The following is an 11,747-nucleotide window of genomic DNA, read 5'->3' on the forward strand; positions in this document are numbered from 1 at the left end:
TCAGAGGATGACTGGCTGATATCGACATAGATAGGATCTAAGCGCGAGATAGTCACTAAAGGATCTGGTTGACCGGCGCTAACCAAAGTACCAGCAGTAACGCTCGAGCGGTCAGTACGACCTGCGAGCGGCGCTCGTACGATAGTACGGTTGAGATCTAGTGTACTGGCTTGTAAGTTTGCTTTCGCCGTTTGGATACCGGCTCTAGCGCTCTCAATACCAGCTTCGGTTTGCCCAATCGCCGCACGCGCGCTTTCGACTGCTGCTTGTGCGGTGCGAACTTGGGTAACCGCTTGGTCGTATTGCTGCTTTGAGATGGCATCAATTTCGATCAAACCTTGCAAGCGATTTAAGTCATTTTGCGCTTGCGATAAAGACGCTTGGCGACTGACCAGCTCAGCTTTGGCATTGGCATTATTTGCCAACGCCGTTTGATAATTGGCTTCAGCTTGTTGAATGGCTGCCTGCCCACTGGTGATAGACGTCGCGTAGTTATCGGTATTGATACGGTATAAAGGTTGGTCTTTTTTGACGTTGCTACCTTCGCGGAACAACACCTCATCAATAATCCCGTTTACCTGTGGGCGAACGTCGGCAGTTTGGTAGGCGGCAGTACGACCAGCGAAAGTTTGTACTTGAGGTACGGTATCTAGAGTGACAGTCTGAACGTTGACGACGGCAGGTGGCATTTGCTGCTGCGCTGCTGCCCCAGCTGCGTCCTCATTTTTATCACAGCCGACCAATACAGCGCCAGATAGTACAGATGCTATTACAAGCGCAAGAGTAGAGTGCTTCATCAATGTCCTCGGCAATATAAATATCATATAATAATTACAGTTTAAAAAAGTTTATGGATAAATCTTAACGGAGTAGATATGAAACGTAATATGTCTTTACCGCTGTTAATGGGTTTATTACTAAATAAATAACATAATAACTAAACACAGAACAATCGGATAAGCAGATTTAAAGTAATGCATGATTATAAACTATAGGGTATACCCCACAGTCAAGACACAAAAAGGCGCTTATTCACCTTGTAAATGCCTTGTATCTCGATAAAGGTCTAACAACCATTGATAATACAAGCGTAACGTTCTAAATACCTTGTAAGATTCGTAATGAATACGGTGCCAAAATATTGTTAAATTTTGTTTTTTCAAATACGATTTAAAGATAGTAGCAAGAAAACCATATAAAAATACAGTAGAAAATGGCATGCACAGAAAAACGATGTTTTAGCAATACTTAAGTGTGAACGCTAAAATTTCAGGGAAAAGTAAGAGATATGAAACGAAAAAAAGCGCTAGACAATGACAGAAAATGACAGAGCTGTAACTATCACAGCCCTCATTTTCTGATTTCATTTATTTTGTTATTATAAAGTAAAACTTAACTACAAATTAAAAAGTAAAATATTTCTGAGCCACAACATGCTGCGTAAACAGGTTAAGCAGCCATAATATATTAAATAGCAATATTTACACTAAACGCGCGCTAGCAAGTTCCGTCAGCTGATATAGCCCTTGACGGTAGCGGTTGTCAGGTAAGCTGCTAAGCGCTTGCTGCGCCAGTTTGGTTTCCTCCAAGGCGCGCTGTTTACAATACTCAAGTGAGCCTGATTGACGGACGAGCTCAATAAGCTGCTCAGCGTTTGGGGTTTTACCCGTTTGCACCGCAAGGCGTAATTGCTCATAGCCTGCTTTATCGCTGTCTTTTAATAATTCAAGTGCTTTAATAGTAGGCAGCGTAGGTTTACCTTCTGCCAAATCATCGCCCAAATTCTTGCCCATCACTTCACTATCGCCACTGTAGTCGAGTACATCATCGACGATTTGAAAAGCGTTACCGAAATGCTGACCAAAATCAGCCAATGCTTGCAAGTGCTCGGTTTTATTTTGCAAGATAGCCGCGCCTTGGGTCGCCATCATAAATAAGCGCGAGGTTTTGCCATCGATAATATTGAGGTAGTCTTGTTCAGTGGCTGCAGGGTTATGCTGATGCTGTAGCTGTAACACTTCGCCCTCGGCAATATCACAGGTACCATCGGAGAATACCTGCAATAGCGGCAAGCTTTGAAAACCAACCAACAGATTAAAAGCGCGAGCAATCAAATAATCGCCGACCAGCACGGCAGTGGCGTTGTCCCAAGTAGCATTAGCCGTTGGTTTGCCTCGGCGTTGCCCTGACTCATCAATCACATCATCATGTACCAAGGTTGCCGTATGCAGCATCTCAGTAATCGCTGCCAGATGCATCGCTTGCTGTGAAGGCTCGTCGTTAAACATACGCGCGCACAATAAGGTAATCAGAGGGCGCATACGTTTACCGCCAGCATTAATCACATGCTGCGAGACGCTCATCACCAGTTGCACTTTAGAATTCAAGCTGCCAAAGACTTGCTTATCCATAATCTCAAAATCGTTAGCAACGATACTTTGGATATCAGCATAGCTTAGCGTATCGGCAGAGCTTGGCGTACTGGTTAGAACGTTTAATGGCGTGGTCGAGGGTGCGGCGGCGTTCGATAAAGAATTACTGGTCATAATAAGTCGTCATACAAATGAAAAAAATGAAAAATGGGTTTAGATAGCGGTCTATTTATAATAATGCTTGCAGCAAATAATAGTTAGGCTAGCGTTTGACGCATAATAGCATAGCTGTTTAGGTCAATGGTTGATTTAAGTATAGCAGAAAGTAAGTTAGGACTTTTAATATAGCGACGTGTTGTCCTTTTGATTTCTATCATTTTTAAAAGTTAACTGGTTAGATTTTTTTAATGAGCCACTTATGTTAGCAATATTTTATTAATAATAGTCGTTAATAAGGTTTATATTTACAAAAAACTGTAAGTCACTGATTATATAAGCTATAATAGCGGCTGTTGGATTTTAACCGATTCGCGTTCGTTATAGTATATCTACATAGAGCGGTTTATCTTAACATCGGTAGCCATTACCTTTGTCAGTGAAATCTATCGCTTTTTTAGAGACGTATATCAATCGCTATGATTGTTATTACCACCTTGCAAAAACAAGAGGCGCGGCTTGCTTTTATGAGCAAAAAGCCGTAAAATCTTGCCTTTAATTTTTCCCTGTCGTGTTCGTTATTGAAGCGTTGATATAACATCAGCCACGGCACACGGGTTAAACGGAGTCAGACAATGTACGCAGTAATCAAAACTGGTGGTAAACAGCACCGTGTTGTGGTCGATGAGCTTTTAAAAGTTGAATTATTAAAAGCAGAAAAAGGCGAAACAATCAAATTTGAAGACGTATTGATGGTTGTTGACGGTGAAACTGTCAAAATCGGTCAACCTGTCGTTGAAGGCGCTAGCGTAGAAGTTGAAGTGGTTGAGCATGGTCGCGGCGAAAAAATTCGTATCATCAAGCACAATCGTCGTAAGCATTATCACAAAGAGCAAGGTCACCGCCAATGGTATACCTTGTTAAAAATCAAAGCCATTAATGCCTAATTATTCACTTAGCAATGACTGCTAAATAGCGCACTAAATGCTTAAGAGTTGTCGCATTAGCGATAAGTCACATTAACAAGGAGATTTTCTCATGGCACATAAAAAAGCTGCCGGTTCGAGCCGTAACGGTCGTGATTCAAACCCAAAAATGCTAGGCGTTAAAATCTTTGGTGGCCAAGCTATCACAGCTGGTAACATCATCGTTCGTCAACGTGGTACAGAATTCCACGCAGGCGAAGGCGTTGGCATGGGTCGTGACCATACTTTATTTGCACTAAATGACGGTGTGGTAAAGTTTGCGACCAAAGGTAAATTCAACCGTCGTTATGTTATGGTTGAAAGCGCATAATTGCCCATCTAGGTTATGTAGTTATTAACTAACATAATCCGATGACTAAAAAAGCCCTTATTACCCTTTGGTAGTAAGGGCTTTTTTATGGCTATCATTTATAAGAAAAGTAAAGAATAAAAAGCGCTATATGCCGTGTATCGCTGTCGGTTACAAGCGCGTATGGCAACGGTAGTAATGATTGCAAATTATGACTAGGCGCGTAATAAAAAAACTGGCACACTGTCTGCATTGTTTACTGACGTCGATTTTTTGGCGCGAGATAAGCACTTATTGAAAACAAAAATTTTAATTAACACGTATTATTTTTATGCTATTTTGCATTTGAGAGAGGATTTATAATGACTGTATTAACGAAAAAGACACTTACTAAAAAAACTACTTTAAAACAAAAATTGATGGGCGGCGCTTTAACGGGCGTATTGATGTCATCGCTTGGAGTGGCAGCGCCGATGGTAGCATTGACCCAAACGGCAAGCGCTGCTCCTGCGGATAATTTAACGGCCGCTAAACGCTTAAATAAGCTGTTAAGCAACACCAAAAGCATGACCGCTAACTTTAGCCAAACCACCAAAGGCGCGAATAGTGGCACTTTTAGCGGTACCATGAGCGTCCAGCGTCCAAATAACTTCCGCTGGGAAACCAAATCACCGTCAGAGCAGCTGATTGTGGCGAATGGTAGCTCAATGTGGGTTTATGACAAAGACTTGGAACAAGCGACCAAGCAAAATGTCGATAGCCAAGTAGGTAACACGCCAGCGTTATTGTTATCAGGTGACCCAAGTAAGATTGATAAAAACTTTAAAATCACCCAGCCTTATGCCAATAAAAACTACTATGTGCTCTATCCAAAATCAGATAGCGCCAGCTTTAAGAGCTTATCGATGAGTTTTAGCGGCGGCAAACCTGTGATGATGGTGCTGAATGATACGCTAGGACAAACCACGACGATTAAGTTTAGCGGTATTAAAATGAATCCGAGTATCAATAGCAGTCAGTTTAAATTCACGCCGCCAAAGGGCGTTGATATTATTAATCAATAATTCTTTTACTGATTAAGCCTATAAAAAAGGACACGCTTATAAAGTGTGTCCTTTTTTATTGCTATAAGTATATACAGATTTTACTTTAATCGATTTAAGATAATGACTTGGTACTAAGACAAAGCTTTGATAGCTTCCATATCGGGCAGTGGCGGTAGCTCATCTAAATTGGTCAATCCAAACGCATCTAAAAATTGCGCTGTGGTATGTAGCAGTGCAGGGCGCCCCAAGGTTTCTTTATAACCTTTCTCTTCAATCCAGCCTTTATCAAACAGTTGACGCAATATATTACTTGATAGCGTCACACCGCGCACGTGCTCGATATCACTACGGGTCACCGGCTGCTTATAGGCGATGACACTCAAGGTTTCAAGCAGGGCTTGGCTCAGGCGCTCTTGACGCTGCGGAAAGACACGCTGGATTAATGCACTATAGTCGTCGGCGATCTGCAGGCGATAGCCGCTAGCAGTTTCGTGCAAGGTCAGTACACCAGTATCTAAACGTTGTTGTAGTAGGTCTAATGCTTGCGTAAGCTCTTTAGTGTTTAATGACAAGTACTTCTTTAAAATACTGGCAGTCAGGGGCGCTTCTGAAGCGTGCAGGAGTACTTCGATATGCTTGCTGATTTCTTCTAAATCTTGATTTTGCTTATCTGTCATTGCACGTATTCTCTGTTAAAACCATTAAGCTAGCCACTGTAACGTTAATTGTCCTATATGGCGGTCTGCTGCAGACTCATTGTCAGCAGCTGGTTGGCGCTCTGAATGATTATTTACGACACCAATCAACTGCCGTTTCATCAGCTCAAGGACGGCGACAAAACTGACTACGACGCCTATTTTACCTTGGGATTTATCCAGCAGCTCATAAAACGAGCGCGCCCTATCCATGCTTAGCTGTCTGCTAATACTGGCGATGCGATCAGAAAGGGGCACGGCATCAACTTTAATGGTATGCATGTGATAGTCGGGCTGTAGCTGCATTTTAAATAAGCTATCAATCAATAAATTTGGCGAATAATTAGGCAGCTCGGCACTCATAATCTCTTGGCTGGGCATACTAACCAGCGCCAAAAATACATCGCGCTCAAGACGCACCAGATTGTCCAAACGTTGACTGGCCACTTTGATTTGCGCATATTCTTCAAGGCGTTCAATTAGCTCAGCTTTTGGGTCACGCTCATCGCTTGGTGTTTCGGGCTTTGGTAGTAACAGCTCGGTTTTAATGGCAATCAAGGTAGACGCCATCAGCAGATAGTCACCGGCCAATTCAAAATGCTCGGTATCCAGCTCACCGATATAAGCCAAATACTGCTCAGTAATCGGCAATATCGGCATTTGGGTGAGATCGACATTGTTCTTTTTGACCAGATATAATAAAAAATCTAAGGGTCCAGCAAATTGCTCAAGCCAAATGGCAAAGGCTTGCGGTGGTACATAGAGATCTTCTGGTAGATGCTGCACCGGCGTCTGATAAATACGCAGCGCCATATCATTATTGATTGAAATACGATGTTTGCTATTGTTATCCATAAACTTAGCGTTTTCATCCACGCTTACGGAAAACGCGGCTTTTGGTAAAGCCGCTGTTTTATTTTTCAATACAGTCTGCACCTTTAGCATCCGTCCTGATTACAATGAGTAAAAGCAATCAAAGACTTACTTAAGCTTAGCAAGGGGGCGAATACCAATAGCGCGGCGCGTCTTATCGAGCTGTTTACGGCTATGGCGACGGGCTTTTTCTGCGCCCATTTGTAAGATTTCTTCTAGCTCTTTTGGGTTGGCCATTAGCTCTTCGTAACGCGCGCGAAAAGGAGCAATCTCGCTATTGATTTTATCAAACAATGCTTGCTTGGCATCACCCCAGCCAATACCTGCGGCATACTGCGCCCGCATATCGGCAATCTCCGTAGGCGTTGCAAAGGCTTTATAAATCTCAAAGAGGGCAGAATCATCAGGGTCTTTTGGTTCAGCAGGCAACTGCGAGTTAGTCACAATTTTCATGATGGCCTTATGCATCTGCTTTTCAGGACTGACTTGCGGATTAGGCTCACCAAATAAAGGAATGGTGTTGCCATAGCTCTTACTCATTTTTCGGCCATCAAGCCCTGTTAATAGCGGGATGTCTTCATCAACAACTGCTGACGGTAGGGTAAAGAGAGGTTTGTAGCGATGGTTAAATGTACCAGCGATATCACGTGCCATCTCGATATGCTGTACTTGGTCACGTCCGACAGGTACATGGGTGGCATTAAACATCAAGATGTCGGCCGCCATGAGCACTGGATAGCCGAATAGACCCATATTGATCCCTTGATCTGGATCAACGTCAGCTTTTTCGGTATTGATATCGACTGCCGCTTTATAAGCGTGCGCGCGGTTCATCAGCCCTTTGGCGCATGAGCAATTTAAAATCCACGCCAGCTCTGGAATCTCTGGTACATCAGATTGACGATAAAAGGTCACACGTTCAGGGTCAAGACCACAGGCAATCCAAGTCGCGGCAATAATTTTGGTCGATTCATGAATGACAGCAGGGTCATAACAACCGATAATGCCATGATAATCGGCCAAAAAGAAAAACGCCTCATCATCACTGTCTTGAATAGATTGAATGGCTGGGCGAATAGCACCAACGTAATTACCTAAATGCGGAATGCCCGTCGGTTTAATGCCGGTTAGGATACGTTTACTTTCTTGTTTAGAACTGTCTACAGCTGCGTCAGTTTGAGTGCTCATGAAAAATCCGTTATTTTATTTCTCACATCGTTATTTATGCAGGTGAGTTATTGATATGAGTGAGTTATTAAAATAGATAAGTTATCGAGGTAAATAATAGGGCTGATAAAATACCAGCTGCAAAGTATAGCAAATTTCGCAGCTATTTTTTGGGGAATCAAAACCTACTTATAAATATCGGTACGTCCGTTAGGGCCGTTTTTAAAGCGACGATGGAACCACATCCACTGGGTAGGATCGATACGAATCAAGCCTTCTAGTACCTCGTTAACGCGGGTCGCGTCAGCAACTTCGTCATCGCTCGGATAATTGTCTAGCTCTGGCGTAATGGTCAGATGATAATGCGGACGTTTGCCTCGCGGCAGGTTATCAGGTGTTTGCCGATAAGTATGCAGCGCCATGAGCGCTGGTGGGTTTTGCTTGTCGCCCAATTTTGCCATCCGCCGAGAAGCAGTAATAGTAGCGGCAGGCACACCAAAGAACGGCGCCATGACACCTTGCTTGAGACCATAATCTTGGTCAGGTGAGTACCAAATCACGTGCTTAGCTTTAATAGAATTAACAAGGCTACGCATGTCACGGCTGGCAATCTGCTTGCCAAAAATCTTAGTACGTCCGTTATAAATGAACCAATCAAGAAGCGGGTTATTTTGCGGGCGGTACATACAATCGGTGGCAAAAAACTGCGTGCAGAGCATGCCGCCAAGATCAAGCATCGTATAATGCGCCCCAAGTAAAATCACAGGTCGACCTTGGTTTTGGGCATTCACTAGGTGCTGTAAGCCCGAGATAGAAACCGTACGGGTAAAAATATTGGGACGAAACCAAGCGCACAAAGTTTCAAACACACCGATACCTTGATTGACAAAAACTTGCTTTGCCATGAGCTCACGCTCTGCTTCAGGCTTTTCTGGAAAAGCCAACCTTAAATTAATTAAGGTATCACGTCTGCGCGAGCCGGCCAGTTTATAAATTGAAATACCCAGTTTACGACCCAACCAAAACTGCCAACGCAGCGGCAGATATATCATCGGCATGATAATTGCCAATAACAGCCAGATGCCCCAATATTGCGGCAATAAAAACTGCCACTGAAAGGGTTTCTTTTCTGCTTGCGCCGTTTGTTTATGCGTTTGCGTAATTGTAGGCATGCCAGCAGGAATGGCGGGCGACTTAACCATATCGTTTTGTTTACTATGCTTACCTGTAGGCGGCGGCATATCCGTTTTTGATGGGTTACTAGGATCGTATTGTTCGGGGGCTTTCATAATGAGCACAGGGTAATAAAAGTTATTATTATGATGGGGGAGCGCGTCCAAGTTTGCAAGCAAGTTTTAATAAACTAACGACAACGATAGCTAAGGACTTTAAACTATTAGGCATTTAAACAATATAGTCAAAATATCCTAAAAACACTGCGGTACTGCTGATATCAATTTTTTGTAGCCTCTGTCTGCGCAGGCACAGCAAGCGAGAAAAATTGATATCAGCAGGACGTGATGTATCGATATTACTTTTCACTCACTATAGAATTAAAACAGCAGCGCTAAAAAACAGCCATAAAAAAACCTTATAAACTGTGACCAGCTTATAAGGTTTTGCAAATCTACTCTTTTGCTTAATACGGCTGCAGCGACTCTGAGAAAAAGAAGGCAGTGGTAAAAAGAGAAGAGATAGCTTTGATTAACGTTTTGAGAATTGTGGACGTTTACGTGCTTTACGTAGACCCAATTTCTTACGTTCAACTTGACGTGAGTCACGAGTAACAAAGCCAGCTGCTTTTAGAGCAGGTTTGTTGGCTTCGTCAAGCTCAATCAATGCACGCGTGATGCCGTGACGGATTGCGCCCGCTTGACCACTGATACCGCCACCTTTTACAGTGATGTATAGGTCATAAGCAGTAGGTGATTCAAGTAGTTCTAAAGGCTGACGAACAACCATGCGCGATGTTTCGCGGCTGAAGTACTCATCAAGTGGTTTGCCGTTAACAACAATAGCACCAGTACCTTTCGCTAAAAAGACACGAGCGGTAGAAGTTTTGCGACGACCAGTTCCGTAATTGCGTTCCATAAGTATATCCTTAGATGTCTAGTTCTTTAGGTTGCTGAGCTTCATGTGGATGTTCTGTACCCGCATATAGTTTCAGCTTTTTGATCATCGCGTAGCCAAGAGGACCTTTTGGAAGCATACCCTTAACCGCTTTATGTAGAACATCTTCAGGCTTATGTGCAATCAGCTTGGTGAAGTTGGTTTCTTTAATACCACCTGGGTAACCACTGTGACGATAGTACTTTTTGTCTTGCGCTTTTTTGCCCGTTACCGCGATTTTTTCTGCGTTGATAACAACGATAAAATCACCAGTATCTACGTGCGGCGTGTAACAAGTCTTGTGCTTGCCACGTAAGCGACTAGCGATTTCAGTAGCTAAGCGACCAAGGGTTTTGCCGTCAGCATCTACGACATACCAGTCATGGGTCACTTCAGCTGGTTTTGCACTAAGTGTTTTCATGATAAAACCTTAAAATTAGAATTCGTTGAGAGTTTAGCTGGGAACGGGGCTCTCAAAAAACAGACTGCACATTATAAGCAGTAGCGCCTACGCTTGCAAGCTGCATTGGGGTTTATTTTCGCCTTATATACATTAAACTGCAGCGTTGGCCAGTTTTTTAGCGGTTTTAAACATTTGTAAATTTTGTCAATGGCTTTTATTAACCCGACAATTATGACGCTGAAAGCTGATAAAGTCCAGCGACAACTTGCCCAACTTTGGTCTGTTTTAGGCATTCAAAACGTATCAAGCCTTGCGTTATCTCTGCGGGCGGCTCAGCGCTTTCGTTAATGCTTGCTACCAATTGGTCCAGTTGTAGGGTTAAATCTTTATCCGCTTCTAAATAGATCAGCGTTTCTGTGCTGATTAGAGACTGTTTAATAAGTGCTGTCAAAATCGGCTGCCATAAATCTTGCGCATAGGGCGGATCGATAAAGACGATATCAAAATGCCGCTGTATTGTTTGATTTTGCGTCAAAACCTGCTCAGCTGTGCCTTGAATAATCTGATAGTTACTGGCATCTAAGCGTAATTGCTCGGCGCTTTGGCGCAGCATAGTGACTTGCGCCGGACTTACTTCGATAAAGGTGGTATGAGCAGCGCCCCGTGATAAGGCTTCAAAGCCTAAAACGCCGCTGCCGGCGCAGCTATCAAGTACTTTAGCGTCATGAATATCGGCAATTAACCAATTAAACAAGGTCTCGCGCAGGCGATCTGGTGTCGGGCGCAAACCTTCGGCATCGATAAAACTCACAATGCGGCGTTTATACTGCCCGCCGATGATACGTACGTCGCCTGCTGCGGCCTGTTTCGCATGATAGTTGTTCTTTTGTACGCGATGTTTTGAAGATTTTTTCATAGTGTTTTTTAGGTATTGCCTTTCGTTCATTTATTCTGAAGTATTTTATTGCTGAATTTTTTATTGTTTAGCTTTGTCATTACTCAGCAGTGGCAGCGCCGGTTGTGGCTGCAGCGCTTTGCGCTTCTTTTTGCTCAGCGAGTGCTTGTTCTTTATCACGTACGGCGTCGCGCATGGCCTTTTCAAAGGCCTTTTGGCGCTTGATAGCTCTTAACTCATCGGCGGTTGGCGGCAAAATAGGGTCGGTTTTACGCTGTAGCATCCAATAATCAAATAAGGCGCGACCAATAGGCGCGGCGACAGCACTACCGCCGCCGCCATTTTCGACCAGTACCGAAAGGGCGATTTCTGGCTCTTCTACAGGCGCGAAACCATTAAACCAAGCGTGATCCCAGTGACGTTTATCGAGGGCCGCTTTATTATAGCTTTTACCTTGAGCAATTGATTTGACCTGCGCCGTTCCGGTTTTACCAGCGATGCGATAGCGCGGGGTATAAATGCCACGCCCTGTACCTGCCTTGATCGTTTGTTCCATCGCATCGTGCATACGTGTCCAGTCAGAAGGCTTGCCATTGTAGTCAATTTTGCCATCAGGCTTGCTAATCACGTTAACGGCCGCCGCGCCATCGCTGCTTTTTAATAAATGCGGGGTGATGTGATAACCCTTGTTGGCGGTCATGGCGGTGGCATTGGCAATCTGTAATGGCGTCGCTAAAAAATACCCTTGGCCGATAC

At 43.7% G+C, this 11,747-nt stretch carries 13 protein-coding genes; 3 read left to right on the forward strand and 10 right to left on the reverse strand.

Going from position 1 to position 11,747, the window contains the following annotated elements; all coding sequences use genetic code 11:
• Both V7D75_RS09970 and V7D75_RS09975 read right to left on the reverse strand, forming a co-directional pair.
• Positions 1-797, reverse strand: a 797-nt coding sequence (locus tag V7D75_RS09970) for an efflux RND transporter periplasmic adaptor subunit (RefSeq protein WP_333614441.1), incomplete at its 3' end; no start/stop codon positions are given.
• Positions 798-1,481: 684 nt separating this feature from the next.
• The gene (locus tag V7D75_RS09975; protein WP_442968949.1) at positions 1,482-2,546 is read right to left on the reverse strand and encodes a polyprenyl synthetase family protein; all 1,065 of its coding nucleotides are present in this window, start codon (positions 2,544-2,546) and stop codon (positions 1,482-1,484) included.
• A gap of 617 nt (positions 2,547-3,163) precedes the next feature.
• Between V7D75_RS09975 and rplU the strand changes: the two genes are divergently transcribed.
• From rplU to lolA, 3 genes are all read left to right on the forward strand, one after another.
• Positions 3,164-3,475 carry a 50S ribosomal protein L21 gene (rplU, locus tag V7D75_RS09980; RefSeq protein WP_144297745.1) on the forward strand — a complete coding sequence of 104 codons (312 nt, stop codon included), beginning with the start codon at positions 3,164-3,166 and terminating at the stop codon, positions 3,473-3,475.
• A 91-nt stretch (positions 3,476-3,566) separates the two neighbouring features.
• Positions 3,567-3,824: a 50S ribosomal protein L27 gene (gene rpmA, locus V7D75_RS09985; protein WP_055123782.1), complete on the forward strand. Its 258-nt coding sequence runs from the start codon at positions 3,567-3,569 to the stop codon at positions 3,822-3,824.
• A gap of 341 nt (positions 3,825-4,165) precedes the next feature.
• A complete protein-coding gene (gene lolA / locus V7D75_RS09990; RefSeq protein WP_333614442.1) occupies positions 4,166-4,867 on the forward strand; it encodes an outer membrane lipoprotein chaperone LolA in 702 nt (233 codons plus the stop codon).
• A gap of 113 nt (positions 4,868-4,980) precedes the next feature.
• Here the strand turns inward: lolA and scpB are convergent, their stop codons facing one another.
• The 8 genes from scpB to V7D75_RS10030 all read right to left on the reverse strand — a co-directional run.
• Positions 4,981-5,526: an SMC-Scp complex subunit ScpB gene (gene scpB / locus V7D75_RS09995; RefSeq protein WP_333614443.1), complete on the reverse strand. Its 546-nt coding sequence runs from the start codon at positions 5,524-5,526 to the stop codon at positions 4,981-4,983.
• A 24-nt stretch (positions 5,527-5,550) separates the two neighbouring features.
• Entirely contained in the window at positions 5,551-6,399 is an 849-nt protein-coding gene (locus V7D75_RS10000; RefSeq protein WP_333614449.1) for a segregation and condensation protein A, read from the reverse strand.
• A gap of 126 nt (positions 6,400-6,525) precedes the next feature.
• Positions 6,526-7,605, reverse strand: a complete 1,080-nt coding sequence (locus tag V7D75_RS10005) for a tryptophan--tRNA ligase (protein WP_333614444.1) — start codon at positions 7,603-7,605, stop codon at positions 6,526-6,528.
• A 164-nt stretch (positions 7,606-7,769) separates the two neighbouring features.
• Entirely contained in the window at positions 7,770-8,756 is a 987-nt protein-coding gene (locus V7D75_RS10010; RefSeq protein ID WP_442968950.1) for an LpxL/LpxP family acyltransferase, read from the reverse strand.
• A 532-nt stretch (positions 8,757-9,288) separates the two neighbouring features.
• The gene (gene rpsI, locus V7D75_RS10015; protein WP_193031305.1) at positions 9,289-9,675 is read right to left on the reverse strand and encodes a 30S ribosomal protein S9; all 387 of its coding nucleotides are present in this window, start codon (positions 9,673-9,675) and stop codon (positions 9,289-9,291) included.
• Between the two features lie 10 nt (positions 9,676-9,685).
• Positions 9,686-10,114 carry a 50S ribosomal protein L13 gene (rplM, locus tag V7D75_RS10020; RefSeq protein WP_068407459.1) on the reverse strand — a complete coding sequence of 143 codons (429 nt, stop codon included), beginning with the start codon at positions 10,112-10,114 and terminating at the stop codon, positions 9,686-9,688.
• A 211-nt stretch (positions 10,115-10,325) separates the two neighbouring features.
• Positions 10,326-11,012: a 16S rRNA (guanine(966)-N(2))-methyltransferase RsmD gene (gene rsmD, locus V7D75_RS10025; protein WP_333614446.1), complete on the reverse strand. Its 687-nt coding sequence runs from the start codon at positions 11,010-11,012 to the stop codon at positions 10,326-10,328.
• A gap of 79 nt (positions 11,013-11,091) precedes the next feature.
• A partial coding sequence (locus tag V7D75_RS10030) for a penicillin-binding transpeptidase domain-containing protein (protein ID WP_333614447.1) occupies positions 11,092-11,747 on the reverse strand: 656 nt, incomplete at its 5' end.

Source organism: Psychrobacter sp. (assembly GCF_036731945.1).
Lineage (GTDB): Bacteria > Pseudomonadota > Gammaproteobacteria > Pseudomonadales > Moraxellaceae > Psychrobacter.